32 protein-coding genes and 1 tRNA gene are annotated in these 26,985 nt (G+C 58.2%); 5 read left to right on the top strand and 28 right to left on the bottom strand.

Going from position 1 to position 26,985, the window contains the following annotated elements; translation table 11 throughout:
* Nucleotides 1-4: 4 nt before the first annotated feature.
* The 9 genes from gabD to TX24_RS00350 all read right to left on the bottom strand — a co-directional run bounded on the left by gabD (nt 5) and on the right by TX24_RS00350 (nt 5,812).
* On the bottom strand, nt 5-1,447 hold the full coding sequence (gene gabD, locus TX24_RS00390; RefSeq protein WP_032894202.1) for an NADP-dependent succinate-semialdehyde dehydrogenase: 1,443 nt from the start codon (nt 1,445-1,447) through the stop codon (nt 5-7).
* 296 nt (nt 1,448-1,743) lie between these two features.
* Nucleotides 1,744-2,058 carry a RebB family R body protein gene (locus TX24_RS00385; RefSeq protein WP_003187551.1) on the bottom strand — a complete coding sequence of 105 codons (315 nt, stop codon included), beginning with the start codon at nt 2,056-2,058 and terminating at the stop codon, nt 1,744-1,746.
* Between the two features lie 50 nt (nt 2,059-2,108).
* Nucleotides 2,109-2,423, bottom strand: coding sequence for a RebB family R body protein (locus TX24_RS00380; protein ID WP_003187550.1), 315 nt, complete (start codon nt 2,421-2,423; stop codon nt 2,109-2,111).
* An 80-nt stretch (nt 2,424-2,503) separates the two neighbouring features.
* On the bottom strand, nt 2,504-2,815 hold the full coding sequence (locus TX24_RS00375) for a hypothetical protein (RefSeq protein WP_057709514.1): 312 nt from the start codon (nt 2,813-2,815) through the stop codon (nt 2,504-2,506).
* 40 nt (nt 2,816-2,855) lie between these two features.
* Nucleotides 2,856-3,482 (bottom strand): hypothetical protein, encoded by a 627-nt coding sequence (locus TX24_RS00370; protein ID WP_014716414.1) that lies wholly within the window; start codon nt 3,480-3,482, stop codon nt 2,856-2,858.
* A gap of 82 nt (nt 3,483-3,564) precedes the next feature.
* Complete coding sequence (locus TX24_RS00365; RefSeq protein ID WP_057709513.1) at nt 3,565-4,137, bottom strand: hypothetical protein; 573 nt, start codon at nt 4,135-4,137, stop codon at nt 3,565-3,567.
* An 18-nt stretch (nt 4,138-4,155) separates the two neighbouring features.
* Complete coding sequence (locus TX24_RS00360) at nt 4,156-4,383, bottom strand: RebB family R body protein (protein ID WP_003187543.1); 228 nt, start codon at nt 4,381-4,383, stop codon at nt 4,156-4,158.
* 103 nt (nt 4,384-4,486) lie between these two features.
* Nucleotides 4,487-5,029 (bottom strand): RNA polymerase sigma factor, encoded by a 543-nt coding sequence (locus TX24_RS00355; RefSeq protein ID WP_169878718.1) that lies wholly within the window; start codon nt 5,027-5,029, stop codon nt 4,487-4,489.
* An 87-nt stretch (nt 5,030-5,116) separates the two neighbouring features.
* On the bottom strand, nt 5,117-5,812 hold the full coding sequence (locus TX24_RS00350) for a Crp/Fnr family transcriptional regulator (protein WP_167348413.1): 696 nt from the start codon (nt 5,810-5,812) through the stop codon (nt 5,117-5,119).
* Between the two features lie 216 nt (nt 5,813-6,028).
* Between TX24_RS00350 and TX24_RS00345 the strand changes: the two genes are divergently transcribed.
* Nucleotides 6,029-6,105: transfer RNA gene (locus tag TX24_RS00345), tRNA-Arg, on the top strand.
* A 194-nt stretch (nt 6,106-6,299) separates the two neighbouring features.
* Here TX24_RS00345 and TX24_RS00340 read toward each other — a convergent pair.
* Nucleotides 6,300-7,475 carry a sensor histidine kinase gene (locus tag TX24_RS00340; protein ID WP_038448426.1) on the bottom strand — a complete coding sequence of 392 codons (1,176 nt, stop codon included), beginning with the start codon at nt 7,473-7,475 and terminating at the stop codon, nt 6,300-6,302.
* A gap of 5 nt (nt 7,476-7,480) precedes the next feature.
* Nucleotides 7,481-8,170 carry a response regulator gene (locus TX24_RS00335; RefSeq protein WP_003187519.1) on the bottom strand — a complete coding sequence of 230 codons (690 nt, stop codon included), beginning with the start codon at nt 8,168-8,170 and terminating at the stop codon, nt 7,481-7,483.
* A 218-nt stretch (nt 8,171-8,388) separates the two neighbouring features.
* Between TX24_RS00335 and TX24_RS00330 the strand changes: the two genes are divergently transcribed.
* Nucleotides 8,389-9,201, top strand: coding sequence for a MipA/OmpV family protein (locus tag TX24_RS00330; RefSeq protein ID WP_057709511.1), 813 nt, complete (start codon nt 8,389-8,391; stop codon nt 9,199-9,201).
* A gap of 113 nt (nt 9,202-9,314) precedes the next feature.
* On the top strand, nt 9,315-10,535 hold the full coding sequence (locus TX24_RS00325) for an alginate lyase family protein (RefSeq protein ID WP_057709510.1): 1,221 nt from the start codon (nt 9,315-9,317) through the stop codon (nt 10,533-10,535).
* Between the two features lie 252 nt (nt 10,536-10,787).
* Here TX24_RS00325 and TX24_RS00320 read toward each other — a convergent pair whose 3' ends face one another.
* Nucleotides 10,788-11,687 carry a LysR family transcriptional regulator gene (locus TX24_RS00320; RefSeq protein WP_057709509.1) on the bottom strand — a complete coding sequence of 300 codons (900 nt, stop codon included), beginning with the start codon at nt 11,685-11,687 and terminating at the stop codon, nt 10,788-10,790.
* Nucleotides 11,688-11,803: 116 nt separating this feature from the next.
* On the opposite strand from TX24_RS00320, the gene TX24_RS00315 reads away from it, so the two are divergent.
* Nucleotides 11,804-12,835, top strand: a complete 1,032-nt coding sequence (locus TX24_RS00315; RefSeq protein ID WP_057709508.1) for an SDR family oxidoreductase — start codon at nt 11,804-11,806, stop codon at nt 12,833-12,835.
* A gap of 42 nt (nt 12,836-12,877) precedes the next feature.
* Here the strand turns inward: TX24_RS00315 and TX24_RS00310 are convergent, their stop codons facing one another.
* The 12 genes from TX24_RS00310 to TX24_RS00255 all read right to left on the bottom strand — a co-directional run bounded on the left by TX24_RS00310 (nt 12,878) and on the right by TX24_RS00255 (nt 23,155).
* The gene (locus tag TX24_RS00310) at nt 12,878-13,180 is read right to left on the bottom strand and encodes a hypothetical protein (RefSeq protein WP_034134591.1); all 303 of its coding nucleotides are present in this window, start codon (nt 13,178-13,180) and stop codon (nt 12,878-12,880) included.
* 9 nt (nt 13,181-13,189) lie between these two features.
* On the bottom strand, nt 13,190-13,813 hold the full coding sequence (locus TX24_RS00305; RefSeq protein WP_034134590.1) for a LysE family translocator: 624 nt from the start codon (nt 13,811-13,813) through the stop codon (nt 13,190-13,192).
* 52 nt (nt 13,814-13,865) lie between these two features.
* Complete coding sequence (locus TX24_RS00300) at nt 13,866-15,170, bottom strand: SidA/IucD/PvdA family monooxygenase (protein ID WP_034134589.1); 1,305 nt, start codon at nt 15,168-15,170, stop codon at nt 13,866-13,868.
* A 10-nt stretch (nt 15,171-15,180) separates the two neighbouring features.
* Complete coding sequence (locus TX24_RS00295) at nt 15,181-15,648, bottom strand: GNAT family N-acetyltransferase (RefSeq protein ID WP_057709507.1); 468 nt, start codon at nt 15,646-15,648, stop codon at nt 15,181-15,183.
* Entirely contained in the window at nt 15,645-16,898 is a 1,254-nt protein-coding gene (ectB, locus tag TX24_RS00290) for a diaminobutyrate--2-oxoglutarate transaminase (protein WP_169900632.1), read from the bottom strand. Before ectB ends, TX24_RS00295 begins: the two co-directional genes overlap by 4 nt.
* 340 nt (nt 16,899-17,238) lie before the next feature.
* On the bottom strand, nt 17,239-17,781 hold the full coding sequence (locus TX24_RS00285; protein ID WP_057709506.1) for a hypothetical protein: 543 nt from the start codon (nt 17,779-17,781) through the stop codon (nt 17,239-17,241).
* Nucleotides 17,778-18,350 (bottom strand): RNA polymerase sigma factor, encoded by a 573-nt coding sequence (locus tag TX24_RS00280; protein ID WP_057709505.1) that lies wholly within the window; start codon nt 18,348-18,350, stop codon nt 17,778-17,780. The genes TX24_RS00285 and TX24_RS00280 overlap by 4 nt, the downstream gene beginning before the upstream one ends.
* A 194-nt stretch (nt 18,351-18,544) precedes the next feature.
* Entirely contained in the window at nt 18,545-20,167 is a 1,623-nt protein-coding gene (locus tag TX24_RS00275; RefSeq protein ID WP_057709504.1) for a vWA domain-containing protein, read from the bottom strand.
* Nucleotides 20,168-20,368: 201 nt separating this feature from the next.
* Entirely contained in the window at nt 20,369-21,019 is a 651-nt protein-coding gene (locus tag TX24_RS00270) for a DUF799 domain-containing protein (RefSeq protein ID WP_005783625.1), read from the bottom strand.
* Complete coding sequence (locus tag TX24_RS00265) at nt 21,016-21,378, bottom strand: DUF4810 domain-containing protein (protein WP_032901737.1); 363 nt, start codon at nt 21,376-21,378, stop codon at nt 21,016-21,018. The genes TX24_RS00270 and TX24_RS00265 overlap by 4 nt, the downstream gene beginning before the upstream one ends.
* Before the next feature lie 29 nt (nt 21,379-21,407).
* A complete protein-coding gene (locus tag TX24_RS00260) occupies nt 21,408-22,088 on the bottom strand; it encodes a CsgG/HfaB family protein (protein ID WP_005783620.1) in 681 nt (226 codons plus the stop codon).
* Nucleotides 22,089-22,462: 374 nt separating this feature from the next.
* Nucleotides 22,463-23,155, bottom strand: coding sequence for a hypothetical protein (locus TX24_RS00255; protein ID WP_057709503.1), 693 nt, complete (start codon nt 23,153-23,155; stop codon nt 22,463-22,465).
* Between the two features lie 254 nt (nt 23,156-23,409).
* Here TX24_RS00255 and TX24_RS00250 point away from each other — a divergent pair, with 254 nt between their 5' ends.
* On the top strand, nt 23,410-23,667 hold the full coding sequence (locus TX24_RS00250) for a hypothetical protein (RefSeq protein ID WP_005783616.1): 258 nt from the start codon (nt 23,410-23,412) through the stop codon (nt 23,665-23,667).
* A 332-nt stretch (nt 23,668-23,999) separates the two neighbouring features.
* Here TX24_RS00250 and TX24_RS00245 read toward each other — a convergent pair whose 3' ends face one another.
* From TX24_RS00245 to TX24_RS00240, 4 genes are all read right to left on the bottom strand, one after another.
* Nucleotides 24,000-24,392, bottom strand: coding sequence for an SMI1/KNR4 family protein (locus tag TX24_RS00245; protein WP_106117644.1), 393 nt, complete (start codon nt 24,390-24,392; stop codon nt 24,000-24,002).
* 210 nt (nt 24,393-24,602) lie between these two features.
* A complete protein-coding gene (locus tag TX24_RS30160) occupies nt 24,603-24,974 on the bottom strand; it encodes a hypothetical protein (RefSeq protein WP_232289401.1) in 372 nt (123 codons plus the stop codon).
* Between the two features lie 994 nt (nt 24,975-25,968).
* Entirely contained in the window at nt 25,969-26,115 is a 147-nt protein-coding gene (locus tag TX24_RS31740) for a hypothetical protein (protein WP_157255537.1), read from the bottom strand.
* 171 nt (nt 26,116-26,286) lie between these two features.
* Entirely contained in the window at nt 26,287-26,982 is a 696-nt protein-coding gene (locus tag TX24_RS00240) for a hypothetical protein (RefSeq protein WP_057709502.1), read from the bottom strand.
* Nucleotides 26,983-26,985: the final 3 nt, after the last annotated feature.

Below are 26,985 nucleotides of genomic sequence, written 5' to 3'. Positions count from 1 at the left end.
TGCCTTAGATGCCCAGGCAGAGGTATTTGATTTCCAGGTAGTCCTCGATCCCGTACTTGGAGCCTTCACGGCCCAGGCCCGAGGCCTTGATGCCGCCGAACGGCGCCACTTCGTTGGAGATCAGCCCGGTGTTGACGCCGACCATACCGTATTCCAGGGCCTCGGCCACGCGGAACACACGGCCCAGGTCGCGGGCGTAGAAGTAGGAGGCCAGGCCGAACTCGGTGTCGTTGGACATGGCGATCACTTCGGCTTCGTCTTTGAAGCGGAACAGTGGCGCCAGCGGGCCGAAGGTTTCTTCCTTGGCGACGGCGGCGTTTTTCGGCACGTCGACCAGGATGGTCGGTTCGAAGAAGTTGCCTTCCATCACCTTGCCACCGGCCAACAGCTTGGCGCCTTTGCTCAGGGCATCAGCGATATGTTCCTGCACCTTGGCCACGGCTTTTTCGTCGATCAGCGGGCCGGTGGTGGTGCCGTCTTCCAGGCCGTTGCCGATCTTCAGTTTGGTCACCGCCACCTTGAGCTTTTCAGCGAAGGCGTCGTACACCGAATCCTGGATGTACAGGCGGTTGGCGCAGACGCAGGTCTGGCCGTTGTTGCGGTACTTGGAGATGATCGCGCCTTCGACGGCCTTATCCAGGTCGGCGTCGTCGAACACGATGAACGGTGCGTTACCGCCCAGCTCCAGGGAAACTTTCTTGATGTCCTTGGCGCATTCGGCCATCAGCTGGCGACCAATTTCGGTCGAGCCGGTGAAGGACAATTTACGCACGATGGGGTTGCTGGTCAGCTCGCCGCCGATGTCGCCAGCGCTGCCGGTGACTACGCTGAGCACGCCTTTAGGGATACCGGCGCGGTGCGCCAGCTCAACCAGGGCCAGGGCCGAGAACGGAGTTTGCGAGGCGGGCTTGATCACCATGGTGCAACCGGCGGCCAGGGCCGGGCCGGCTTTGCGGGTGATCATCGCCGCAGGGAAGTTCCACGGGGTGATGGCTGCGGTCACGCCGATAGGCTGCTTGATCACGATCAGGCGCTTGTCGGGCTGGTGGCCGGGGATCACGTCACCGTAGATGCGCTTGGCTTCTTCGGCGAACCACTCGATAAAGGACGCGGCGTAGACGATTTCGCCCTTGGCTTCGGCCAGCGGCTTGCCTTGTTCGAGGGTCATCAGGCGGCCGAGGTCGTCCTGGTTTTCGATCAGCAGCTCATACCAACGGCGCAGCTTGTTGGCGCGCTCCTTGGCGGTAAGTGCGCGCCAGGCTGGCAGGGCCTTGTCGGCGGCTTCGATGGCGCGGCGGGTTTCCGCGGCGCCCATCTTCGGCACGGTGCCAAGAATCTCGCCCGTGGCCGGGTTGTTGACCTTGATGGTTTGACCATTGTCCGCATCGACCCAAGCGCCATCAATGAAGGCTTGCTGGCGGAACAACTGGGTGTCTTTAAGCTGCATGTCGGCTTTCCTTAACAGCACCGCGCGCACGCGGAGCGAATTAGAGTTGTTGAAAGGCGCCTTGTGGGCTGCCGTCAGGGAAATCAGCCCCAGCGCGCAGAAGAAATGAAAGAGCGCACGAGAGACAGAGCGTTTGAAATCTCAAACGAATCCTAGGATCAATGGGGGTACAGGGCAATAGGATGTTCGAAAAAAAGAACGAATATGGCGCATCCGGCTCATCTTTCGGATCAAGTGCCCACACGACAACAGCCCCGGAGCCTTGTGGGCGCCGGGGCTGTTGGGGGCCTTGCAGCTTAAGGTTGGAACGACTTGAGCACGGCCAGCAGGCTGGTCAAGTTGTCGGCCACGCCGCCCTGGGCGACTTTTTCGGTGGCGGCGGCGCCAGCGGTGGTGTCGACACTGTAGATCTGCATCACGCCCTGGTTGGTAGCCGCCTGAGCCAGGGTGTTTTGTTGCTGTTGGGCCGAGACCGAGTTCTGGAACAGAATCGCCGTGGCCTGGCCCATGGATTGGTAAATAGTGCTCATGGCCATCGCGGGTGATTCGGCAACCACCTTGACGTTGGTCTGGGTGACGGCATCGGTGATTTGCGGGCTGACTGTACTCATGGTTGAAACTCCTGGGTTGAGAAAGAACAACATCCGTTATTGCTCAGTGCTTAAGGCTGAAACGACTTGAGCACGGTCAACAGGCTGGTGAGGTTATCCGACACGCCGCCCTGGGCGACTTTCTCGGTGGCCGCCGCACCTGCGGTGGTATCGACGCTGTAGATCTGCATCACGCCCTGGTTGGTGGCCGCCTGGGCCAGGGTGTTTTGCTGCTGCTGGGCCGACACCGCGTTCTGGAACAGAATCGCCGTGGCCTGCGCCATGGATTGATAGATAGTGCTCATCGCCATCGCAGGCGATTCGGCCACCACTTTGACGTTGGTCTGGGTGACCGCGTCGGTAATTTGCTCGTTGACTAATGGCATGATCAATTTCCTTATTTAGTACACGGTGCATTCCGTGTTCATCAATGAACGTTGCGAAACAGGCGCTGTGAAACGCGGGGTCAAGGTTTTGCAGTGGGGCCCAGCGCCGCTTCAATCTGGGCGATCAACCCTTGGATCAGTGCCTGTACTTCCTTGCGTTGCGCGTCCTGGTCGGGAGCTGCGCCGTCCAACACCTGGCGCAGGGCCGCTTCACGTTGCTGGGCAGCGGTCTTGAGCGCTTGTTCGTTGGCCTTCGATTGCTCAAGCACCTGGGTGGCGCGCTTGAGGGTTTCGTCGACGATGGCCTGGGGCGTTCCGGCGAATACCTGCGGGTTGCGCAGCATCGCTTCGAGCCGTTGGCGGTCGTCGGTGGACAGAACCGAGGGTTGCATATCGACCTCCTTGGGAGATGCCTTGGCCGCGACACGCCCGCTAAAGCCGCACCTCAACGTTGTCCTGCCAGAAACCTGCAAAGTAAAAGTGCGGCGACGAATCACAGAAGGTCGCCAACTCCGCAGGCGTTATGGCGCTGGGCTGGTTGGGGAAAATGGCAGGCGGAGGCGGTAGCAGGTTGGCCTCGTTATAGAGGTTGCCGACTTCATAGCAGTTGGCCGCGAATTGCGAACAAAACGACCCGCTGCCAATGTCGATAGACTCGTTGATCCGCGTCACCAGGCTGGTATCGGAAGTCCAGCGCCGAAAGGCTGAGATCATCGCGTTCCACACGCTGTAACGGCCCCGGATATCACCGCCGATCTTGTCGAAATAGAACTGCTTGGCAGCCACCGTCGCCGCCTCGCCCAGTTCGGTATCCACACAGGAAAACACCATCGCCGAACGCGGCGGCTTTTCCAGGCTCAGGTCGGTCAGGGCCAGGCCGCTGCCGACACTTTCGATCACCAGGGTGTCGCTCACCGCAATCGCTGGGTGAACCACATTCAGGTACGTCGTGTCCTGCGAGAACACCTTGGCCTTGACCAGTTGACCGGCTTTGATAAACGCCCGCGTTGCGCTGTCGTCATCTTGTTTGACAGAAAAAATAATATCTCCAGGCTGCATGATGTCGCTCCTCACTCAAGAAAAGTTGCTTTCAAGTTGCTGTTGCACCGCCCCAGCAGAACGCTGGAGCGCTGTGCTCGGTTCAAGCCGCTGGCGCGGCCCGGTTGGCCAGGGTGCTGGCGTACTTGGCGATGCTCTGGTCGATCTTGTCGATCGCCACGCTGGCGGCTTCGGCCTCCATCGCACCGGCAGCGGCAGCCACGGCGGCAGCGGCGCCCACCAGCAGGTCGGTGGCCAGGGCGCCCAAGGCGTCTTCGGCAGCGGCTGGCAGGTTGTCCTTGACGATGTTCTCGGTCATTTGCTGGAGCAGCACGGCCTGTGCCGCCAACGCGATCTTGCTGACCCCGTCGAAGTACCCCGCCGCCGCCTGCGCCACCAGCCCGGCCGCCTGGCTGATCATCATGTCGGCCGGCACCGCGATCTGCGCCGGCGCATAGGCAAAGTTCTGCGAATTGGTGAACTGCACCGCCTGCACAATCTGGCTATTGAGCGCCGCCGTGCTGTCGGATGACGGTGCGCTCACCTGGTTGAGCAGGTGCTCGTTCATGCGCGCCATGATCGAGCGCGAGGCCGGTGCAGCGGGCGCCGGCGCAGGTGGATCGGCGGCGGGCGTTGCTTGGGAGGCGGCGGGTTTCTTTCTGCTGAACCACGACATAATCGATCTCCCGAGGGCTCAGCCCTTCTCGCCAATCTGCATGATCAGCGCCACGGCCTTGGAGATCACCGCGTTGGAAATCTGATTCATCGCCTGCTGGCTGTTGACCGCATTCTGCAACGACAGGCCCGCCGCGCTGCTGGCCACCTGGTACAGCGACGCGATGGCCTGGGCCGGCGCCTCGGCCACCACCTTGACGTTGGTTTGAGTGACCGCGTCGGTGATCTGGCTGTTGACCTCTGTCATACATCTCTCCTTGATGGCATTCACCCAGGTTTGGGTGTGGATAGCGGCGGCGTGCTGCGCTCATATCACTAGAACGCCCCACGCCAACATGTGTGAATCACCTTCAGCGCAACGCATCGCGCAGCAGTTGCACACGCTTGCGCACCAGCGGCAGCTTCACGTGCAGCTCGGCGGCGATTTGCGGGTAAGGCAGGTCATCGACAAAACGCATCTCGAACAAGCGCTGCTGCAACAGCGGTAACCGTGCGACGTGCGCCTCGATATGCTCCAGGCGCTCATAACATTCCACCCGCTCCAGCACCGAGGCGCAGGGCACGGCGAGCGCGGCCAGGTGATCGTGTTCAAGGTCCACCGAATCATCGAACAACCGCCCCTCGCGCTTGCTGCGCCGCACGCTGTCGAGAAACACATGGTCGAGCACCAGAAACAGAAACCCCTCAGGGTCGCGAATGCGCTCCGGCGAACGCCGAAAAAACAGCAGGGCCTTGATCGCCGTGGCCGACAACCACTCCTGGCCCTGATCCAGATTGCCCTTGGCCCGCCGCAACGCCCGGCGCCTTAGCTCGCCGTGCACAGCGCGCCAACTCGCTTCGAACAAACGGTCATCGGCGGCCCATTGATCCTTGAACTGAACAGTCATCCCCATCGCCAGCACTCCTGTGCATCCTTGATGAAGGGCCAGTCTGCGAGGGCTCGACGGGGGTACGCTGTTACCTGGGGAACACCACCACAACTAATTCAGCGCAAAAGCCTTGCGCCGCAACTGCTCGACATCGTTGATCACCATGCGCTCCAGATCGCCGCTGATCACCCCACTACGCCGCCACACTTGCAGCTGCACATTCAGCTTGGGCCGGCTGGTGTTCAGCATCGACGCCAACACCCCCTGGCTTGCGGGCAACGACACACTGGGCAAAGCCAACGCCAGGTCGATCTCACCCAGGTTGGCCAACAAAAACCGCGCCAACCGAGACTCCAGCCGATGCAGGCACACCAACTCCAACAACTCGATGGCGTGCAGCAACCGCAGCATCATCAGCATCAACAGGCGCCGCAGAAACACCGGCTCCTCAAACAACACAGCAAAATGCCGGCTACCCAACTGCAACAACCGCGTGGGCCCGCTGGCAAAGGTAGAAGACTCGCGCCCATGATCCTTGATCAACGCCGTCTCCCCCACCACCTGCCCGACCCCGGTACTGCCGATAATCTGCTCGCGCCCATCCGGCCCATGCACCACCGAATAAATCCGACCCTCCACCACCAACGCAATGAATTCGAGGGTGTCGTCCTTGAAATACAACAGCTCACGATCATCCAGCGTGCGCTCCACCATATGGGTGGCGACGTAGCGCAAGAGATGCTCCGGCATACCTCGAAACAAATCGGAGCGAGCCAGCAGGGTTTGTCTGAGCGGGAGATCGAGCATCACGGTTCCTTTGGAATGCATGCGTTCACCTGAGGAATTGCGGCGTGGAAGCGGTTTAAAGCCACAAGAGCAAAGCAAACAAAGGGACGCGCGGCGCGGGGAGTTGTGAATGAGGGTGGCGATTAGCCATTTTTTGTCGGAAATGGACGACAGGGGGCGGGGAAAACGCTGGAATGGACGCATCAGGTCGACATGGGTATGATGTCGCCCGCACAAGCATCCGTAGCTCAGCTGGATAGAGTACTGCCCTCCGAAGGCAGGGGTCGTGGGTTCGAATCCCGCCGGGTGCACCAGATATGAAATGAAAAAGCCTCAGGTCGGGAGATCTGGGGCTTTTTTGTGCGTTTGGTGGGTGGTGAGAGAGTGTTGAGTCGCGTCGGGATAGGAGAGGTGAAAATAAATCCCCTTTTTCCCAAGCAGTTTTCCAGCTCTACGATCATTACGATTTCACCGTCTTGAGCGCCGGTCTCAAGCAAAGAAGAAACGCCTACACAGGAACCTCCGCCCTGATCAGCGTACCGCCTTCGGCCAGATTGCGGGCAGTAATGGTACCGCCATGGGCCTGGCAGATCGCACGGGCGATGGACAAGCCTAGCCCGCTCCCCCCCGAGTAACGTGCCCTGGAGCGCTCTGCACGCCAGAAGCGGTCGAACACGCTGTCCAGATGCTGGGCTTCGATACCTGGCCCTCGGTCACCGACTTCAATCACCACCGAACCGTGAACCCGGCGCGCCGTTACATTCAACTCGCCTCCCCCGGCCGCATAACGCAGCAAGTTATCGACCAGAATGTTGATCACCTGGCCCAGGCGATCACGATCGGCATGCATACGAAGCCCATCAGCAATACTGACCTGCGTCAGCACGCAAGCCTCATCCAACTGCGGCTGGAACCACGCCAACCGCTCCGCCACCAGAGCTGCCAGAGAAAACTCGCTGCGCTCCAGCACCAGCCGGCCAGCACGAGCCATCGACAACAGGTGCAAGTCATCCACCAGCTTTCTGAGTTGATCGAGCTGACGCTTGACCATGCCCAACTGCATGGCATCGCTGGGGAATACCTCATCGAGCATACCCTGCACGCGCCCCATGGCGGCGTTCAAGGGTGTGCGCAGTTCGTGGGCAATGACCGCGCTGGATTCACGCACATCGCGCTCATAGCGCTCCAGTTGCGTGGTCATGCTGTTGAAGTCGCTGACCAGCCGTTGCAGCTCGTCGGGCGCGTCGCGGTGCACCGGCAGGCGAGTCAGGAAATCACCGCCGGCGACTCGCCGGGCGCCCTGGGCAATTGCCGAGAACTGGCTGGACAAGGGCCGCGAAAACCACAGGCCGAAGCCAATGATGATAGGGATCGCGGCCAGCACCAGGCCGATCAGTATCAGCCAGTCGCGATTGGCGATAGCCGGCTGGAAATAGTCCAGCGGATAGTACTGGGCAACCACTTGACGCAAGCGTGCCTCATTGAGCTCTGGCTCGGCGCGCAACGCCAGCAGCTCCTCACGCGGCCCAGGCGGCAGATGCTGCACAAAATACCAGTCCGACAGTGTGACGTTGATCCACATGCACACCGAGATCACCACCACCGCGCCGATCGCCAGCAGGCTCATGCGCAGGCCGATCCAGCGCCACATGGGTTTGTCGTTGACCCGCGGTTGCTCAAGCATGTGCGTTACCTGAATCGATAGCCAATGGAGCGCACCGTGACCAGAACGCCGGTGATGCCGTGGTTTTCCAGCTTGCGGCGCAGGTTGTGCACGTGGGTGTCGACGACGCGGGCCAGGGCTTCGCTTTCCGGTAGGCAGATTTCCAGCAACTCATCACGAGTGAAGGCCTTGGACGGCGTCTTGAGCAACGTCACCAGCAGCTTAAATTCCGTTGGGGTCAGGTCCAGCCATTGCGGTGGTGCTTCGCCCTGCTCAATGGCCGCGGTAAACGCAACAAGATCCACCCGCAGGTTTTCATGGCGCAGCAGGTGTTCGACCGGTTGGTTGCCGGTGGTGCGCCGCAACACCGCGTGCACCCGCGCCACCACTTCGCGCGGGCTGTAAGGCTTGACCACATAGTCGTCCGCGCCATAACGCAAGGCACCGAGCTTTTCCGGTTCGTCGCCCATGGCCGTGACCATGATGACCGGCGTGTCACTGCTACGGCGCACGGCGGATAACACCTCGGTGCCGCTCAAGCGCGGAAGCATCACGTCGAGCAGGATCAGGTCGGGCTGCCAGCTTTTGTACAGGTCCAGACCGCGCTGGCCGTCTTCGGCCAGGGCCACCTCATAGCCATCGCGGAGCAAGTAGGCTTCGAGAATGTTGGCGCTGTCGGCGTCGTCTTCGACGATGAGGATACGTTTTCCTGACACAAAGAAGCCTCTTGATGAAACCTTGATAATTTACGAACGGTTTATTGAAAGTGCGCTGCCAGTATTGCCCTACGCCCGCTTTCGCGAGCCGATCTTATGCCGACCACTGCATCGCTGTCCAAGCCTATCAACGGGCCTGAACAGCTCGATCAGAGGGAGGCGTTGTGTCGCGCGTCGGCGGGCGCACTGTTGTCTTCTTTTGCACATAGGGCTTGACCATGAACTTCACCACCTCCCCTACCCACAACGTTCTGTGGGGCGCCGTCACGCTGCTGTGCTGCGCGCTCGCGCCCCAGGCTCAGGCGACCGACGCCAGCCCGACAGCCGAAGAAACCACCGTTACCCTGGGCCTTGGCATGGGTGTCACGCCTCGCTACATGGGTGCTGACCGCTACCGTCCGCTCGTACTGCCGATGCTCAGCATCCAGCACGGAGCGTTGTTCGCCGACACCACTCGCGGCGTGGGCCTGCAATTTCAATCCGACAGTGGCTTCGGCGCCAGCGCAGCGATCAATTACGACCTGGGCCGCAAAGAGAAGGACAGCATCACCAGCCCGGGCGGCGACGAGCTCAGAGGTATGGGCGATATCAACGGCGCAACCGTCGCCGACTTTACCCTCAGCCAACAACTGCTTGACTGGCTGTCGGTCAACGGCGAAGCCAAACTGCGCATGGCCGGCGAGCACCGAGGCAACCGTTACCGCTTTGGCCTGGAAGGCATTTTGTTGCACACAGACCGCGACACCCTGAGCCTGGCCATCGACGCCCATGCCGGCGATAGCCGCTACAACCAGACGTTCTTCGGCGTCACCCAGGCTCAGAGCCAACGCTCGATCTACAGCAAGTACGCCGCCGACGCCGGGATCTATGCCTACTCCGCTGCTTTGAACTGGCAGCACACCTTCGACGCGCACTGGTCAACGCTGGCCAGCCTGACGCTGACTCAATACGCTGACCAGGCCAGCGACAGCCCGCTGGTAAGGCGCGAAACCGCAGGCTTGGGCCTGTTTGCAATCAACTACACGTTCTGACAACAAGCCCCGGGTATGCAGGCTTCATCTGAACTATCCCTGGGGCAGATTCCAGTCCTGTGCGAATGGCTTTTCAGACCGCGCAAGGTTCTCCCCATCAGGGCGTACACACGATGATCCGTTTGAAGTACCTGTCCAAAAGAGCCGTGCTGCTCTATGCGCTATTGATGAGTATCGGCAGTCAAGCCTCCCCCACCCTGCATACCGAAGCGTTCGTGCATCCTGGCCTGCTCCAGACCCGGGAGGACTTCACGCGGATACGCGAGAAGCTGGCCAACTATAACCAGCCGTGGCTGGCAGGCTGGCAGAAGCTGATCGCCAACCCCCATGCCTCATTAGACTGGCAGCCCAACCCGGTGCCGGTGGTGTACCGCACTTCAGGCGGCCCGAATAACGACAGTGTTCTGTTCAACGACGCAGCCGCCGCGTATGCACTGGCCCTGCGCTGGCAGATCTCCAACAACCCGGCGTATGCCGACAAGGCCGTGAGTATTTTGAACCAGTGGGCCTTGACCCTCACCGCGATCAAAGACAAGCCCGGCAGAGCTTTGGTGGCAGGCTTGTACGGCTACCAACTGGCCAACGCGGCCGAACTGCTGCGCAGCTACCCAAAGTGGCGGGCGGAAGATTTCCAGCGTTTTCAAGGCATGATGCTCACTGTGTTCTACCCCATCAACCATGACTTCCTGGTGAGCCACGACGGCGCCCGGCCTGATCATCATGGGGCTAGCTGGGACCTAGCCAACATGAACTCGATGCTGGCCATCGGCGTACTGACCGACCGCCGCGATCTATACAACGAGGCCGTCGACTATTTCAAGCACGGCACCGGTAACGGCGCCATCGCACACGCGGTGTGGAAGCTCTACGGCGATGGCCTTGGCCAAGTCCAGGAAAGCGGACGTGATCAGTCACACGCCATGCTCGACATAGCCCTGCTCGGCAGTTTCTGCCAAATGGCCTGGAGCCAGGGCAACGACCTGTTCGGCTACCAGAACAACCGCGTGCTGCAGGGCGCCGAGTATGTGGCCAAGTACAACCTTGGCCAGGAGGTGCCGTTTACCCCCATCCCCAACAGCAGCTTCAAACAGACCGTCATCTCGGCCGATCATCGCGGCGAACCCCGTCCGATATGGGAACTGCTCTACAACCACTACGCCGTGCGAAAGGGCCTCAGCGCACCGAATGTGCAGGCCATGGCAAATAACGGCCAAGTGGAAGGTGGTGGCGGGGATTACGGTGCTGACAGGGCTGGCTACGTCCAGCTGGGGTATGGGACGTTGCTGTATTCGTTGGGGGAATACGGTTTGTCGGAGATGCAGTTAATGCCTTAGAGGTATATCACCGAAGCTGCGCTGCGCATTACAAATGCGTCCTTTCTACCTGTCAAATTCGAGGAATGGCAAGAACGCATTGGTGTGTTGGAAATGTCAAAGGACGCCAGCACCATCGCCGCAGAAGTGTGGAGCCAGATATGAATGAAACACCCGAGGCCTTAAGACCCAGGGCTTTTTTGTGAGCCACTTGCACGCGCAACTCAATGTTGCTACGAGTGGCTAAGCGCCTACATCCCGATGGGTTGAATATTACGAAGGCCTTGATGAATTCCCGGAATGCTGCTTTTCCAGGCTTGAAATTTCACCGCGCAACACCCCCTCCAACACCCCCAAAAACCCCCGAATATGCCCCTGCTTCAACGCCTGCGGCCGCGTTACCAAATAAACCTCCATCGCCGGCAGTTCTATCTCCTGAAAAACCTCACTCAACCCCGTCGCCAAAATACGCGGCAACACCGCCACCCCCATCCCCCGCCTCACCGATTCAAGCTGCACCGCAAACGAACTCACCCTAATCGGCGCATGGTCCAGCCCCGCAGCTTTCGCGGCGCGCATTTGCGGTAGCAGGTCCAGCGGTGGCAGCAAGGCAATACTGGCGGCAGTGGCGGGAGTTAGCGCAGGAAACCGTTGCAGGTATTCGGCGGTGGCGAACACGCCGTAGGCAAGTTTGCCAAGCCCTCGGTAGATCAGGGAAGGCTCACCCAGGTGTGCGGTGCGTATGGCGATGTCGGCCACACCTCGTACGATTTTGTGGAAGTCGGGGGTGACCTGTAGTTCTACGGAGCAGCCTGGGTGCTGCGCGGTGAAGCGGCTGGCGGCTTCGAGCACGCTGGCAGAAAAGCCTTCGCCGGCGCTCACCAGCACGGTGCCGCTGAGGGCTGCTGGCGTGCCGTCGACGGGGGCCTGGCGTCGCAGGCCGGATTCGGCTGCCAGGGCGACGTCTACCAGGGCTTGGCCTCGGGAGGTGAGCCGGCAGCCTTCCACGCCGCGTTCCACCAGTGGCTCGCCCAGGGCGGTTTCCAGTTGGGTGAGGCGGCGGGAGACGGTAGAGGCCGCGATACCGAGTAACTGGCCTGCCTGTAAAAAGCTGCCGCGCCGTGAGACTGCCAGCAGCAGTCGAAGATCGTCCCAATTTGCCTGCAATGCCATATCTCCGCGCTTCCCTGGTGTGCAGATGTGCAAAGCCATTATGCCGCAGGCGCTGTTTTTACGGCGCGGGCTGACCGGTATATCTACTGGCCTTCTCAACAAATGGAATGGCCTGTATGAACACGAACCCCAATCGCTTGCGCAGCACCTTTGTGACCGGGGCCACCGGCTTGCTGGGCAATAACCTGGTACGGGAGCTGGTCGCACGGGGTTATGCGGTGAAGGCGCTGGTGCGCTCGGCGGCCAAGGGCGCGCAGCAGTTCGGCGATGTGCCGGGCGTGGAGATGGTGGTGGGGGACATGGCTGATGTCGATGCCTTCGCGGCGGCGTTGCAAGGCTGCGATACGGTGTTTCACTGCGCGGCGTTTTTTCGCGATAACTACAAGGGCGGCAGCCATTGGGAGGAACTGGATAAGATCAATGTCGTCGGTACGCGAGCCCTGCTGCAACAGGCATATGACGCCGGTGTGCGACGGTTTGTGCATACCTCGTCGATTGCCGTGCTCGACGGTGCCCCCGGTACGCCGATCGACGAGACGTGCCTGCGGGACGAAGCCGATGCGGATGACTACTACCGCAGCAAGATCCTGGCTGAGCGTGAGGTGTTGAGGTTTCTTGAAAGCCACCCGCAGATGCACGCCTGCATGGTCTTGCCCGGTTGGATGTGGGGGCCGGGTGACCTTGGGCCGACGTCTTCGGGGCAGTTGGTGAGGGACGTGATCAACGGCAAGTTGCCGGGGCTGATTCCTGGCACCTTTTCGCTGGTCGATGCCCGCGATGTGGCCTGGGCGCACATTGCTGCCGCCCAGCGCGGGCGTCGGGGCGAGCGTTATCTCGCGGCCGGTCGCAACTTGACCATGCGCCAGCTGATTCCGGCGCTGGGGCGTATTGCCGGGGTCAAGGTACCCTCCCGCCAACTGCCGCTGCCCGCGCTGTACCTGTTGGCAGCTGTGCAAGAGACCTACGCGTACCTGACCGGCAAGCCCATTTTGCTGAGCATGGCGACGTTACGGCTGTTGATACGCGAGGAACACCGTACCCGCTTTGACCACCGCAAAAGTGAAGAGGAACTGGGGCTGAGCTTTCGTGTGCTGGAGCAGACCCTCACGGACACGGTGGCCTGGTGCCGGGCTCACGGCGGGTTATAAGAAAGCCCCAGGCCAACGACCTGGGGCTATTTATATGGGCCTTCAGCACGCCCATTTGAAATCTTGAAAAGCCACCTCCCTGGCTAACGCGACCGGCACGGAGTAAGCCCTGCGCCGAACAGCCTGCAGTGATGCTGCGTAATTGATACCCGGCCCAAAGCTGTCGATCACTTGGAAAATGCCCTCAAGGCAGCAGTCCAAAATCAACGTCACCCCCGGATAATCCCTCGTCAGTTCCCCCGTTGAATCGCTTAGCACCAACGCCTCCGGCTTCAGGTCAATCAACAACCAACTACGATGCTTGAAGCGCACCCCCACATCCTTGAGCAACGCGTTCCATTCCATGACCCAACCTCATCGACTGGCGATCAGCACAGGAATGGCGTTGTTCAGTGAGAACGCCACCAGAAATACGGCCAGCCCGACGTCGATCTGCCGGGTGTACTTGAGGAACAGCGCCTTGATCGGACCTTGGCCGAACAGCAGCGCCACCACTGAATACCAGATGACTTCCAGGGTCGAGCACAGCATCACCACCAGCACTTTGTCGATCTCCGAGCGCGGAACCGAGAGAAAGCCGGCATAGATACTGATCATGAAAGCGATGGTTTTCATGTTGCTGATATTGGTGATCACCCCCACGCGGTAGGCCTTGGCGAAGCTGGTCGCGCCCGGTGCGGTGCTTTCGGCCGTGCCGGTGTTCTTGGCCAGCACGCTTTTGATGATGCTGTACGCGATGTACAGCAGGTACGCCGAACCGCATAACGTGGCGACTTTGGAAAACGCCGGGTACTGGTGCAACAAAGCCGCCAGGCCCAGCAACGAAATCGTCGAGAAAAACACCCCGACCGTGCAGATGCCCAGGGTCGCGCCGATGCCGGTCGACACCGAGCCCAGCGAGGCGAAGCGGCTGACAATGATGAAGTTGGGGCCCGGGCTTATCACCGCCAGGATGTAGATCAATGCTGCTGTAAACATGGGAACTCCTTGTATGAGGCAGCGGACCGCGCAGGCCGCTGCCGAGAGCCGATCAGGCCAGTGCGTGCAACGGAGCCTCGGCCTGCGCGAGCTTTGCCTCCAGGGACGCGAGGATATGTTCGACCCGCAGTGAAATCAGGCTGAATGAGCCGGCGTCACCCAGGCCATGGGAGCTTTCGCATAAGCCGTTAAGGAACACGGCAGGCAATTCATCCAGCGCCGTCAGGCTGTAATCGCGGTTCACCACCAGCGCGCCATGAGTGTCCGCTCGGAACCGGGCGTGATAAGGCGCCAACAGCGGTGGATAGAGTTCACCATTTTCCTTGGCGGCAATGTCCTTGAAACCGGTAGCCAGCACCAGCGCATCCAACGCGAGGGTCGAGTGGGTCAGTTGGTTGACCTCTTTGAGCGCCAGCTCCACCTGCCCTGATGCGTTGATCTGCGCCTGCTCGATGGCGATGTTGTTGAGAATGTGGATACGCTGTTTGCCCTGCAGTTTTTCCTCATGGATGCGCACGTATAGCGCGTTGATCACGTCTTCATCGGCCGAGCTGTAGTTGGTGCCGCGCAGTTGCTTGTCCACCCGCGCCTTGGCCTCGGGCGGCAGGTTGAAGTAGTAGTCGATAAATTCCGGAAAATACACCTTGTCGCTGAATGGGCTGGTGTCTTTGAGGCGGAAGCTGAAGCTGCGGTGCAGCGAGTAAATCTCTTTGTCCGGGAACCTGGCGGTCAGGTCGAGCACAATCTCCACGGCGCTCTGGCTGGACCCCACCACCCCGATGCGCTGCACGCTCTGGGGTAGCTGGTTGAGACGCTCCAGGTAGTGATTGAGATGGAACACCCGAGGGCCGGTCAGGCCCTCGAACACCGCTGGTATATTCGCCGTGCGCCCGGTGCCCAGCACCAGACTGCGCCCGTAGATGACCCTTTGGTCGTTATAGGTCACCTTCCACACCTGCTCGCCTTTGAATAGCAACGGCTCGACCCGGTGGGCGAACGCTGAGGATTCAACACTGGCGAGAAAATGCCCGGCCACCCATTTGATGTACTCGGCATATTCACGCCGCAACGGGTATGTCAGCGGCAGATTGAGGTAATCGAACAGGCGCCCGGTTTCTTTCAGGTAATTGACGAACCCATAGTGGCTGCGCGGGTTGCGCGGCGTGACCAGGTCGCGCAAGGGGTTGTTCTGGATGTCCGAGCCGCTGAGCAGCATTTCATCCTGCCAGTCGGGGGTGGGCTTGGCGTCGAGGAACCGATAGGTCAGCGCTGAAGCCGACTCTTGCAGCCCGATAGCCAACGCCAGGTTGGAGGGACCAAAACCAATACCTACGATATCGAAAACAGTGTCTGACATGGAAAAGCTCCTATCCCTGGATTGGCTTCAGTGGAAGATGGTAATAGTGATACGCCGTGTTTTCGATAAACCCGAAGCGCGTGTATAAGTTTCGAGCCTTTGGGTTATCGTCCGCGCCCTCAATGAACAACTGTTTGGCGCCGGTTGTTTCCGCGAACATCTTGGCCGCATTCAATAAGGCCAGGCCAACCCCCGCCCTGCGTTTGGACGCCTCAACATATAAATCATTAAGTATCCACAGGCGCTCTAACGTGACACTGGAAAAACTCGGGAACAGTTGTGTAAACCCAATGATTTCATTGTTTACCAGCGCGACGATAATAATTGACTCGCCTAAATAGAAGCGTTGTTGAATAAAGGCCGTCGAGCGGGTCAGGTCGGATGCCTCACCATAAAACTCGCGGTATTTGTCCAACAACGGCGCGATGGCGGCGGCGTCATCGAGGGACGCATGCCGAGTAAAAACTGCATCGCTCATGGTGTGGTCACCTCGGCAAACGCCTGCTCCAGAATCTGCACGCCTTGGGCGATCTGCGCAGCCGTGATGGTCAGGGCCGGAAGAAACTTCAGCACTTGGTTATCGATGCCGGAGGTTTCAATGATCAGCCCGTGGGCATAGGCACGCGCAGCGACTTTCTGCGCAAGGCTTACATCCTCGAACTCGATACCCCTGAAAAATCCGCGCCCCTTCAGGCGGTTGGGCGCCTTGGCGGCGAAGCCTGCGGACAAGCCCTGCAAGGCCTCATGCAGCACGCCCGCCTTGGCCTTGAGCGCCCGGGTAAAGCCTGCGTCGCTCCAATAGTGGTCGATTACCGCCTTGCCGGTAACGAACGCCAGGTTGTTACCGCGAAATGTGCCGTTGTGCTCTCCCGGCTCCCACACGTCCAGGTGAGGCGCCAGCAATACCAGCGACATGGGCAAGCCATAACCACTGATGGACTTGGACAAGGTCACGATGTCCGGGGTGACGCCCAGGGCTTCGAAGCTGAAGAAGTCACCCGTGCGCCCGCAGCCCGCCTGGATGTCATCGATGATCAGCAGAATGTCATGGGCCTGGGCGATGCGCTGCACGGCTTGCATCCAGGCAGCCGAGGCGCTGTTGACGCCGCCCTCGCCTTGCACGGTTTCCAGCACGATGGCCGCTGGTTTGTCGATGCCACTGCCGCTGCGCAACATAGTGGCCAAGTACAGCGAGGTGTCCACCTCGTCGCCGAAGTAGCCATCGTAGGGCATGAAGGTGACGTTGCTGAGGGTAACGCCCGCCCCGGCCCGCTTACGCGGGTTGCTGGTCAGGGCCAGGCTGCCCAGGGACATTCCATGGAAGGCATTGGTGAAGGCTACGATGTTCTGGCGCCCTGTGTACTTGCGCGCCAGCTTGATCGCGGCCTCTACCGCATTGGTGCCGGTGGGCCCAGGAAACTGCACTTTGTAACGCAGGTTGCGCGGCGCGAGCACCTGCGCTTCGAATGCAGTGAGAAAGGCTTTCTTGGCGGTGGTCTTGAAGTCCAGGCCATGAGTGATGCCATTGTGCGCAATGTAGTCGAGCAGCGCGGACTTTAATACCGGGTTGTTATGCCCGTAGTTCAAGGCACCGGCACCGCTGAAAAAGTCGATGAAAAGCTGACCTTGCTCACTGGTCAGCGTTGATCCCTCGGCGGTTTTGAACGTATCGGTAAAGTCCCGGCAATAAGAGCGTACATTGGACTCTTTCAGCTCGAATATATCCAAGGGTTGTTGCAGTTCAGGTATTGCCTGTGCAAGTGAGTAATTCAGCGTCGCCGTCATATCAGGTACCGTTCATTAATCCAATTTAATGGACTTCCAACAGGTAGAGCTATTTCCCAGTGGCCATGTAGCGAATGCTGAGAAGACTTTAATCCTTGAAGTCCGCTTGCAACTTTTCATCCAATGAAAACATGACCCGCTCTGTTGGCCAGCAGGAACAATGACGTCTTTCGCTGATTAAACTAGCAGCAATTACTCCCCCTGCAACTGAATATAAATTCATATGCTTATGACCCGTTGCCGCCAAGCGGCGATGGTATCGCGCGATACCATCGCCACGGGGTCAGTGCGGCGGCAAGGTTTTAAGGCGTTCTTCCAGGTTTTGCCCAGGGAAGCGCTTTTGCAACTCGGCAAGTTTGGCCGTCGCCGCGGCCTCATCCCCTGCCGCGCGCAGGCGCGCTAATTCCTGCAAGCCAAGCTCAAGAGGTTGCGGCGCAGCGCGCTTGGCCAGCTTGCCTTGGGGCAAGGCATCGCTGCTCATTTCGGCACTGTAGGACTCGGCACGGGGCGGTGCGCTCATCGGCGCAGGCGCGGAGAACGCGGCCGGGGCAGCGAGACGTGTGTTGTGTACCGGGTCCAACTCGGGGGTGCGCGTGATCACGCCCACCAGCAACGCCACACCGGCCAGGCTGGCAAATGCCATTTGCCAGCGCGGTTGCTGGCATGCACGCAGCCAGCGCTGCCACAGGTTGGGCACGGGCTTGGGCGCTTCGCGGCGGGCGGCGTTGAGGATGAAGGCGTCGAGGGACGCGGGCGGTTCGCCCGTGCTGTGTTGACGAAAGTGCTGGAGCAGCGCGTCGTCCGGGGTGTGTCGGGAGTCGTTCATGCGAATATCTCCTCGGCCAGCAGGCGGCGCAGTTTCTGCTGGGCGTAACGCAGGCGGCTTTTTACGGTTTCCAGCGGGGCGCCGGTGAGGGTGGCGATTTGCGGTATTTCGAGCTCGCCGTGCAGGCGTAGCAGGAAGACTTCGCGCTGGTCTTCGGGCAGGTCTTGCAGGGCGGCGTCGAGGCGGGCCTGGTCGCGGCTCAGGCTCAGCTGTTGTTCGGGGCCAGCGCTGTGGTCGGGCTGTGCGTGCAGCTGTTCATCGTAGCTGTCATGCAGGGGGTTGTGGATGCCGTGCTTGCGCCAATGGTCGATCAGGCGGTTGCGGGCGATCTGGAACAACCAGGTGCGAAAACTCGCCCGGCCTTGTGGCTGGGTGGTGCTGCGGATGAGGCTGAGCCAGGTGTCCTGGTAGATTTCTTCCGCCAGCTCGGCTTTGTTGCACAGGGACACGAGGAAGCGGTACAGGCCCTGGCGGTGGCGCGTGTACAAGGCTTCGAAGGCGCCCGCGTCACCGGTTCGGTAGCGGGCCAGCAGCGATTCGTCGCTGGGTGAGTCGTCTGGAACGGCCATGTAATGGGCGAACTCCTTTTTGTCAGCCGAAGCAGGATTACTGTAGGAGCGAGCTTGCTCGCGAAGAACGTCAACGATAACGCGTGCTTCCTGGATAAACGCGGTGCCTGTGAGTTTTTCGCGAGCAAGCTCGCTCCTACAAAAAGCTTTAGCAGCAAGCCACCTCCCACATTTGATCTCGGTTGTGAGCGAGGTCAGGGTTTGAGGCTTTGGGCCAGCTCCACCAGTTGCACGAATTCGTTGCGCAGCCCGAAGGGGTCATCGCCCCGGGCCGAGCGTGCCAATCTGGCGGTGTCTTGCACACTCATGGTGCCAGTGTAGCGGCCATCGCCCTTGAGCTGTTGGGCGAAGGCGGCCACGGCAGCGGCGAAACGCAGGTCATCGCTGGCCGGGGTGGCCTGGTTGGCGATGGGGCGTTCGATCAACTGGCTGTTACCGCCCGCAGCGGGTTTGTAGCGCACCCGTAGCATCGCCAGCTCATCGGATTTGCCTTCGGTCGCAGGCGCGGCGGCGTAACGCAGAGGCTCCAACCAGCCCTTCTCGCCCTTGGGTACGATTTCATACAGCGCGGTCACCGTGTGCCCTGCGCCAATCTCGCCGGCATCGACTTTGTCGTTGTTGAAATCTTCACGCTTCAGGGCGCGGTTTTCATAGCCCAGCAGGCGGTATTCGCTGACCTGGGCCGGGTTGAACTCCACCTGCAGTTTCACATCTCGCGCCACCACGGCCAGGGTGGAACTGAGTTGCTCTACCAGCACCTTGCGCGCTTCGCGCAGGTTGTCGATGTAGGCGTAGTTGCCGTCGCCCGCGTCGGCCAGTTGTTCCATCAGGTGTTCGTTGTAGTTGTCCACACCAAAGCCGAGGGTGGTCAGTGATACGCCGCTTTTGCGTTGGGCCACGGCCATTTGCTTGAGGCTGTCGAAGTCGCTGATACCCACGTTGAAGTCGCCGTCGGTGGCCAGCAGGATGCGGTTGATGCCTTGATCAACAAAGCCTTCGCGGGCCATCTGGTAGGCCAGTTCGATGCCGGATGCGCCTGCGGTGGAGCCGCCGGCGGTGAGTTGCTCGATAGCGTTGCGGATCTTGGCTTTTTCACTGCCCGAGGTGGGCTTGAGCACCACGCGGGATTCACCGGCGTAGACCACCAGTGACACACGGTCCTGATCGCGCAGTTGATCGACCAGTAATTTCAGCGTGCTTTTGACCAGCGGCAAGCCTTCGCGGCGGTCCATGGAGCCGGACACATCCACCAGGAACACCAGGTTGGCGGGCGCCAGTTCGGCCACGGTTTTATCGGAGGCCTTGATGCCAATGCGCAGCAGTTTGGTGCGCGGGTTCCACGGCGTTGCGGCCACTTCGGTGGTGACGCCAAAGGGCGAGCCGTCGGTGGGCAGGGCGTAGTGATAGGGGAAGTAGTTGACCATTTCCTCCAACCGCACCGCGCCTTCGGGCGGCAGGCGGCCCTGGTTGAGGAAGCGCCGTACGTTGGCATAGCTGCCCGTGTCGACATCCACGCTGAAGGTGGAGACCGGGGTTTCGGCGACGCGGTGCACAGGGTTGTCGGGCAGGTTGGCGTATTGCTCGCGGGGTTCGGTGCGGTCATTCATCATCGCCATTTCACGCACCGCCATCGGTGCCGGCATGGCCATACGTTTGGCCATCGCGCCCTCAACTGGCGCGCTGTGCAGCTCGGCGACGGGCGGTGTCGGTTTGGCCACCTCGGGTGAGGAAGACAGCCCACACCCGGCCAGCGCTACCAGCAGGGTAACGGTAAAGCCTTCAGCAGCGGGACGCAGGTAAAGCAGAGGGCGGGACATGGGGCTGAGCCTCGTGAATGAATGAGCCGTTCACAAGGTCAGACGCGAGATAGGTTGGGTTCGGGTTAAACCCTCGAAATTCACCCCGATCAATGTGGGAGCTGGCTTGCCTGCGATAGCGGTGGGCCAGTGCTGGAAAGGCTGCCTGACACACCGCTATCGCAGGCAAGCCAGCTCCCACAGTTGAATGGCGGTGTTCTCTTAGTCCGTGCCGTATTTGGGGTTACGCGGGCCGTACAAGATGCCGGTGCGTTGCCCTGCCGACAGCAGCCGCGCACTGGTGATACCGGCAATCGGGTGTGCCGCATCGGTGGAGCTGTTGATCACCTGCTTGACCGCCGCCGTGATCAACATGCCCACCAGGCCGCCACCGTTGTTGTTGCCCTCCTCGCTCGACGCCCGCGCAGAACCGGTCCACAGGGTGGTGCCGGTGCGCAGGTCCACCAGTTTGGCCGAGGCCGTCACCGAGGTGTCGCTGGAGATCAGCATGTACTGGGTGCCGTACTCGCTGATGGTGATGTACAGCGCCGCGTCCGCACCAAAGATGTCATGCAGCTTGGCCGGTTGTACGGCCTGGATATCGTTGGCGGTGGTCAGGCCGTTCTGGCGGAAGGTTTCGTCCACCAGGGCAATCGGCAACACGTAGTAGCCGGCTTCGGCCAGCGGGTAGGTGACTTGCGACACCAGGCTGTAAGACGCCTGCACTTCCGGCGATTCATTGATCGGCGGCAGTACCAGGATCGACTTGGGCCGCGCCTGTTTGTACGCCGAATAATCAACCGTCTTGGGCGCGGCGCAACCGCCGAGCAACGCCAGGGCCAGCAAGGCGCCGGTGAGTTTTAACAGGCTCATTTGGTGGCGACTCCGGCTTTGGCGTTTTTCAACAGAAAGTCCATGTACGCAGCAGACTCAGGGAACAGCGCCTTCTCGGTGCGAAACTCCTGCACCATCTGGTCATCCTTGCCCATGTTCATGTACAGCATGCCCAGGTGCGCGTGGTAACCCGGCGGCGCCTTGCGGCCACTGGCGTTGATCTTCTGCAGGTCGCGCTCCAGTGCTTCCACCTGTGCTTCCTTGGGCTCGCCTTTGAAGTACTCGTAAACCTGCGGCTGGTAGCTCTCCCATTGATACAGGGGCTGGGGCGCCGTCTGGCACCCGGTTACCGTTGCGACTGCTGCCAGCGTCAGCGCTAACTTCACTGCCTTGCTCATCCGTGTACTGCTCCTTGTGGTGTGGCTGATCAGTTACGCGGGTTCCAGGCGCCGGCGTTGATGCCGTCGACCAGGCGGTTGATCGCTTCGCGCATGGCCAGGTCCAGCACCTTGCCATTGAGGGTGGAGTCATAGCTAGCGGTGCCGCCGAAGCCGATCACTTCACGGTTGGACAGCGCGTACTCACCGGCACCCTGGGTGGAATACACCACTTCGGAGGTATTGATGTTGACGATATTCAACGCGACTTTGGCGTAGGCCACTTGGGTCTTGCCACGGCCGAGAATGCCGAACAACTGGCGGTCGCCGGTTTCTTTGCGGCCGAATTCGGTCACATCGCCAGTTACCACATAGTCAGCGCCCTTGAGCTTCTGCACGGTGCCTTTGATTTTGGCTTCCTGGGAGATCTCGCCCATGTTGTCGCGGTCCAGCACGCTGAAGCGGTTGGTCTGCTGCAAGTGGGTGATCAGGATGGTCTTGGCCTGGCCGCCGAGACGGTCAACGCCATCGGAGAAGATGCCGCGCATGTAGCTGGAGCGGTTATCGAACTTACCCACGGCAATCGGCACACGCACGCCGGAATAGGCCACGTGGGCGCTGGCGACTTGCTCCACCGGCATCGCGCGGTTGCTCTCGGTGGCGCAACCGGCCACGGTCAACAGCGCCGCGGCGGTAAGGCCCGACAGCAGGATTTTGGACAGTGTCTTCACAGGGTGCTCCTTGGGTGAGGAAATCAGCGTTGCTGGGTTTTCCAAGGAGAAAGGCAGCCTGAAAACGCACTGACCTGAATTCTTCCCTGAAAGACGGTGATGCAACGGCTGCGGCATTTTACGGGGTTGAGAGCCGTTCTCAAGTTGTTTCGGCCATAGGTGGGGGGCTTACCCTCCTGCCGACCGCAATACTCAAAGCAACGAAGATCAAATGTGGGAGCTGGCTTGCCTGCGAAAGCGGTAATGCAGCAACAGATGCAGCGACTGACACACCGCCTTCGCGGGCAAGCCCGCTCCCACAGGGGAACTGCGCTTAACCCTGACTGGCATTAGCCCAAGCCCGCCCACCAACAACCCCCAGCCTTCGCACAGCCCTACTTGAGCTCCTTCACCAGGTACTGCGCAGAAATCTGCGTAATCCCGGTCAGCGCCCGGCGCAAAGCTTCAGGGTCCGTGCGGTAGGTTAACGGTGTATAGCCATAAACGTTCTGACCATTAAACGGCGTGACCGCTTCAAAGGTGCGCCAGATCATCTCATCGCCGCGATCCATCTGCGCTAACACGTTAAGGGTCGGATAAATCACACTGCTGAAACCCTGGGTCAGGCGAAAACCCCACTCAGACACGGTCAGCTGACTCTGCGCATCAGCCGGCTCATCATCGCCGACCACCTTGAGCGTCGAAGTCTTGCCCAACTCATCGACAAAGCCCTGCTTGAGCAACACGCCAACATCGAGTTTTTCCGCCTCCATCACCGTCAGAATAGCCACCGGCGTCGGCATCTCGGCCAACTGCCCGAGCTTCATGCCGCCGGCAAACCCGGCGCCACTCAACGCCGCAGTACCCAGCTTGGACGCCCCGCTGGCCATGCCAACACCCGCGCCAACCCCGGCCCCCAGGGCCGCGCCCCAGGCCTGTTCACGGCCGAAGTACACCATGTTCTTTTCCCACTTCACGGGCAGGACTTTGACGGTCTTGATCTGCGCGCGGTTTTCGGGAGTGAGGGGGTGGCTGACGCAGCCGCCGAGGATGAGGGTGGTGAGGAGAATGAGGAGGAGGTTTTTCACATTGGTCCTTTAATGTTTGGGGTGAGGCTTTCAGATTTGCATAGTCGTAGTGCGTTTGTTCGTGAGCAGTATGTCGGCAATGGGTGGCAAGACGTTAGTAGCTGCGTACACGCTCCGAAGCGGCGGCATTTTGATGCCTTGCGCGGGCTTGGTGGTGCGGCTTATAGTCCGGCCGTCACTCAAAAAGCGACCGGGTTTGGCGACCCGAAGAACGAGCCCTCAATAATCCAGAGAGCTTAATGATGAATCGATACATTCCCCTAACCGGCCACGACTGCACCGTCCCAGCCCTGATCATCGACACCCAGGCACCTCTCGACGTCCTTCACGACGCCGCCGTGCACCGCATTCGGGCCGTCACCCAACTGCTGGAAAACCTGGCCTTCCGCGAACAACTCAGCAGCGATGCCGTAGTACTTTCAGACTTCGCCCATTTGCTGGCCATTCCGCTGCGCGATGGGTGTGATTTGCTGGATGTCATCAGTCGCAGGCTTAATGCCGATCCGTCCTGAGTGAAAATCGGGCGGCCTTTGTGTCGCCCGCTTTGCGCTCAATTCCCTTGGCCACTCTCTTTACGATTTTTCAACCAGGACTGTATCCAAACGCCTACCCCAGTAGGTATTGCATAGGCAAAAACACCGGGTAACATATCTACGATTTCAGCCCAACTAAAGTCCCATACACCAATCTTTGAATAATTAACCAGCGCCCCCATGAGCTTTGCGATAACCCCCCACCAACAAAAACAATAAAAACAGATAAATCAACAATAACAAAAACGCCTGCCACCTTGATCTAGGCTTAATCACTTTCCCTTCCCATTTCCTTCCCTTTTCTCCCAGAGTCACCTCAACAAACTATAAACAAACAAAGAAAATGTTTCACATAACTTCTTAACACTCATATCTGCAGAGTCTATTTTCACTACAGCCCATTTATCATTTTTATCAAAACCGACGCATCGCCCCTGCATATCATCACCAAAAATCATAACACTTTCGAATTGCGCCGCAGTCTCATCATCAAAAATATCACTTGCCTCTAGGAGGCCGTTATAAAGCATAAATCCGGCTGTTTCAATTTCCCCACTTCCGAACTCCTGCAAAAACTCCAAGTAATCATCAGGAGCATTTTTCTGCCCTACCTTTATTGCATTAAGACTGACATCATCTACAGCAGCCAAGCCATCAAGCAAATGCTCTTCTTTCTTACTCTTCAAAAAAGTTTTAATATCCACCTTCACCCCCTACTTTTTATCTGAAAAAATCTCTCTGGGCACACCTCCAGCACGATGTATTCCACCCTGATGCTGATCCGGAAATCAGAAAAAGGGGACAGATTTTTTTAATAGATTTTTCAACCCTAATTCAAATAAATCTGCTCCCTTTTTTTCCGCTCCCTTTTTTCACTTCTCTAGCAAGATCAAACAAACCGCCTCCTTTTGTTCTCAATTATCTTTTGGAAAATTTATCGAAAAAGCCGAAAGTAAAGTCTCAATAATTTTTCGATCTGCATCATTCTTCGCAAAACGCTTAAGCACTGGGACAAGATGATAAAACAATAACTCGAGCCTGCTAGGATCTTTGGGCAATGCATCGTTAATGCATGCAACCATTAACTTAACTGGCATAATTGACGCGAAGGTTTCATATCCTCTAGCGCTAGAGAACGGAATTTTCTTAAAATAATAATCCGCTAAACGTTTCTGCTCTGGTTTTTTCCAAGATCTATGAGGAAGGAGTAATAAAGCTTCACCCCAATTATCTGAAGTAAGCGGGTACCGGCTCAATATCCAAGCTGCCGCCTGATCAGAAGTCATTTTCGCCAACTCTTTACAGAGTGATATCAATCTTGAATCCATACCAAACTATTTCCTTGGATTAAATGAGTTTTCCGGTAACCCAGAGTTAGCCTTTAGAGTAGCAGGTGGCTGATAATGACCGGAACTATTATCCCATCTTGTTATTTTTCCTCGCTCTGGACCGTCATTATTACCAAAGCGTATAGAGCCGGCATATTTAACTTCCCCCCCACGCTACCCCAGATGGGTTGAAAATTGCTCATTCACATTTGGGCGGCTTACCTTGATAGTCCCATCCGGCAATGTGACAAAATCGTAAGAACCTGAAGGGGTAATTCTCCCCCACCTTGCCCTTGCAACCAATACCGGCCTGATTCGTCCTGGATAAGAGTTCTCACGGGCCGTTGCGAACAAAAGAACAAAAGGAACAAAAGGGGACAGATTTATTTAATATGCTCTTCAACTCTAATTTAAATAAATCTGCCCCCTTTTCTGCTCTAAAAAAAATATATCCTATATTCGACTCTTCACCGAAACGGCTCCATGCAAATAGATCTGTCCCCTTCGATCGCAGCTCCATTCGAAACAGATTTATTTTTTACTTAGCCATTTAAATAAATCCGCCCCCTTTTCTCTTCCTTTTCTCTCGCCCCCTTTTCTCTCTTTTCTTTTCCCTTAAAACAACAGTTAAAAGACATAACATCCTTTTACGTTAGAAGTTTCGTATCTCCATGACTTTATTAGCCGATCCGCAGCGACAAAAACCGAATATCGGCAATCTCTAATCCAAGTTATGTAATACCGCCTGCCTCCGTTTTCATCAACAACCTTATCAAAGGTCTTATTTTTATTTACAGGCGACCAATATGAGTCGCCACATCCTCGAGTGCAGTCTTTGTAAAGGTGGGAATCGAAATGAGTACCTACCCATAGATTCATTCCATTTTCCCAATTGGAATGGGAAGGTGCGCAGCCAGCCAAGGCCGACAATAATACTACCAAAAGCCATTTATTAATTTTCACGCTTTTTCTGCGACTCAATTGCTGGGCGGTACTTATCGTACAGTGCTCCATAATTTACAAGCAGAGCAGGCGGCATGCTGCCCAAATTTTCAAAAAACGACATATCAGCTTGTTTGTGAGCTTTCAAGTTAATCATCCAACCATCGTGCAATGTAGCAAACCCATTAAACCCTGGAATTTGGTTTAATATATTGCTGACTGGAGTACCGTGACAAACAGCAGAACAAAGGGGACATATTTATTTAATATGCTTTTCAAGCCTCATTCAAATAAATCTGTACCCTTTTCTCCCTACGCCTTATAGCGCCTATTGTTTCAAATCAGCTATTAGTTTAGCTATCACTAACTCGAAAGCATTCTGCAAAGCGCTACGGAGAGCTTCAGGGTTTGTTGAGTACTCTTGAGGTGTATACGCCTGGACATTTCCATCACTGAACGCTGTGACAGTTTCGAAATTCCTCCAAACTACTGCGTCGCCGAGCTTCATGGTCGCTACAATGCCCACTGTTGGATAAAGCTCTGCACTGTAGTTTTTCAAGGCAAAGCCCCATTCGGACACGACGAATTCTATATGCGCATCGGCCCGGCCGCCCTCCGGTTCAACTTTGAATAAATGCTCAGCACTGATCCGTGCCTCCAACAGTTGTTTGAACAACTGCCCTGGATCTATTTCGTTACGCTGCAAGTTCAACAAAATTGCCTGCCGTGGACTTGAAGCTCCACCATCAGCCACTTTCGCGCCCGCTACCACACCCACGCCAGCCATAGCACTGGTAGCGACTTTGGACGAATCCGATGCCATTCCCACAGCCGCCCCGGCACCGGCACCTAAGCCGGCCCCCCAGGCTTGATCCATGCTGGTGTACTTGAACTGCTGCTCCGGGAATGAGGCAAGCAACACACTGACAGTTTTGATTTGCTGGCGGTTTTCAACGCTCAGATCTTTGGTTACACAGCCACTTAACACAAACAAACCAAAATAATAAATTATTAAATTTTTCATATT

The sequence above is a fragment of the Pseudomonas lactis genome (genome assembly GCF_001439845.1).
Taxonomy (GTDB): domain Bacteria; phylum Pseudomonadota; class Gammaproteobacteria; order Pseudomonadales; family Pseudomonadaceae; genus Aquipseudomonas; species Aquipseudomonas lactis.
Note: the sequence above shows the minus strand (reverse complement) of the source record. Positions and strands in the feature narration are given on the sequence as shown.

Excerpts from the sequence above, each read along its gene's own strand:
- gabD (WP_032894202.1), bottom strand. The coding sequence starts at position 1,447 with ATGCAGCTTAAAGACACCCAGTTGTTCCGCCAGCAAGCCTTCATTGAT.
- TX24_RS00385 (WP_003187551.1), bottom strand. The coding sequence starts at position 2,058 with ATGAGTACAGTCAGCCCGCAAATCACCGATGCCGTCACCCAGACCAAC.
- TX24_RS00380 (WP_003187550.1), bottom strand. The coding sequence starts at position 2,423 with ATGCCATTAGTCAACGAGCAAATTACCGACGCGGTCACCCAGACCAAC.
- TX24_RS00375 (WP_057709514.1), bottom strand. The coding sequence starts at position 2,815 with ATGCAACCCTCGGTTCTGTCCACCGACGACCGCCAACGGCTCGAAGCG.
- TX24_RS00370 (WP_014716414.1), bottom strand. The coding sequence starts at position 3,482 with ATGCAGCCTGGAGATATTATTTTTTCTGTCAAACAAGATGACGACAGC.
- TX24_RS00365 (WP_057709513.1), bottom strand. The coding sequence starts at position 4,137 with ATGTCGTGGTTCAGCAGAAAGAAACCCGCCGCCTCCCAAGCAACGCCC.
- TX24_RS00360 (WP_003187543.1), bottom strand. The coding sequence starts at position 4,383 with ATGACAGAGGTCAACAGCCAGATCACCGACGCGGTCACTCAAACCAAC.
- TX24_RS00355 (WP_169878718.1), bottom strand. The coding sequence starts at position 5,029 with ATGGGGATGACTGTTCAGTTCAAGGATCAATGGGCCGCCGATGACCGT.
- TX24_RS00350 (WP_167348413.1), bottom strand. The coding sequence starts at position 5,812 with ATGCTCGATCTCCCGCTCAGACAAACCCTGCTGGCTCGCTCCGATTTG.
- TX24_RS00340 (WP_038448426.1), bottom strand. The coding sequence starts at position 7,475 with ATGCTTGAGCAACCGCGGGTCAACGACAAACCCATGTGGCGCTGGATC.
- TX24_RS00330 (WP_057709511.1), top strand. The coding sequence starts at position 8,389 with ATGAACTTCACCACCTCCCCTACCCACAACGTTCTGTGGGGCGCCGTC.
- TX24_RS00325 (WP_057709510.1), top strand. The coding sequence starts at position 9,315 with ATGATCCGTTTGAAGTACCTGTCCAAAAGAGCCGTGCTGCTCTATGCG.
- TX24_RS00320 (WP_057709509.1), bottom strand. The coding sequence starts at position 11,687 with ATGGCATTGCAGGCAAATTGGGACGATCTTCGACTGCTGCTGGCAGTC.
- TX24_RS00315 (WP_057709508.1), top strand. The coding sequence starts at position 11,804 with ATGAACACGAACCCCAATCGCTTGCGCAGCACCTTTGTGACCGGGGCC.
- TX24_RS00310 (WP_034134591.1), bottom strand. The coding sequence starts at position 13,180 with ATGGAATGGAACGCGTTGCTCAAGGATGTGGGGGTGCGCTTCAAGCAT.
- TX24_RS00305 (WP_034134590.1), bottom strand. The coding sequence starts at position 13,813 with ATGTTTACAGCAGCATTGATCTACATCCTGGCGGTGATAAGCCCGGGC.
- TX24_RS00300 (WP_034134589.1), bottom strand. The coding sequence starts at position 15,170 with ATGTCAGACACTGTTTTCGATATCGTAGGTATTGGTTTTGGTCCCTCC.
- TX24_RS00295 (WP_057709507.1), bottom strand. The coding sequence starts at position 15,648 with ATGAGCGATGCAGTTTTTACTCGGCATGCGTCCCTCGATGACGCCGCC.
- TX24_RS00285 (WP_057709506.1), bottom strand. The coding sequence starts at position 17,781 with ATGAACGACTCCCGACACACCCCGGACGACGCGCTGCTCCAGCACTTT.
- TX24_RS00280 (WP_057709505.1), bottom strand. The coding sequence starts at position 18,350 with ATGGCCGTTCCAGACGACTCACCCAGCGACGAATCGCTGCTGGCCCGC.
- TX24_RS00275 (WP_057709504.1), bottom strand. The coding sequence starts at position 20,167 with ATGTCCCGCCCTCTGCTTTACCTGCGTCCCGCTGCTGAAGGCTTTACC.
- TX24_RS00270 (WP_005783625.1), bottom strand. The coding sequence starts at position 21,019 with ATGAGCCTGTTAAAACTCACCGGCGCCTTGCTGGCCCTGGCGTTGCTC.
- TX24_RS00265 (WP_032901737.1), bottom strand. The coding sequence starts at position 21,378 with ATGAGCAAGGCAGTGAAGTTAGCGCTGACGCTGGCAGCAGTCGCAACG.
- TX24_RS30160 (WP_232289401.1), bottom strand. The coding sequence starts at position 24,974 with ATGACTTCTGATCAGGCGGCAGCTTGGATATTGAGCCGGTACCCGCTT.
- TX24_RS31740 (WP_157255537.1), bottom strand. The coding sequence starts at position 26,115 with ATGATTAACTTGAAAGCTCACAAACAAGCTGATATGTCGTTTTTTGAA.
- TX24_RS00240 (WP_057709502.1), bottom strand. The coding sequence starts at position 26,982 with ATGAAAAATTTAATAATTTATTATTTTGGTTTGTTTGTGTTAAGTGGC.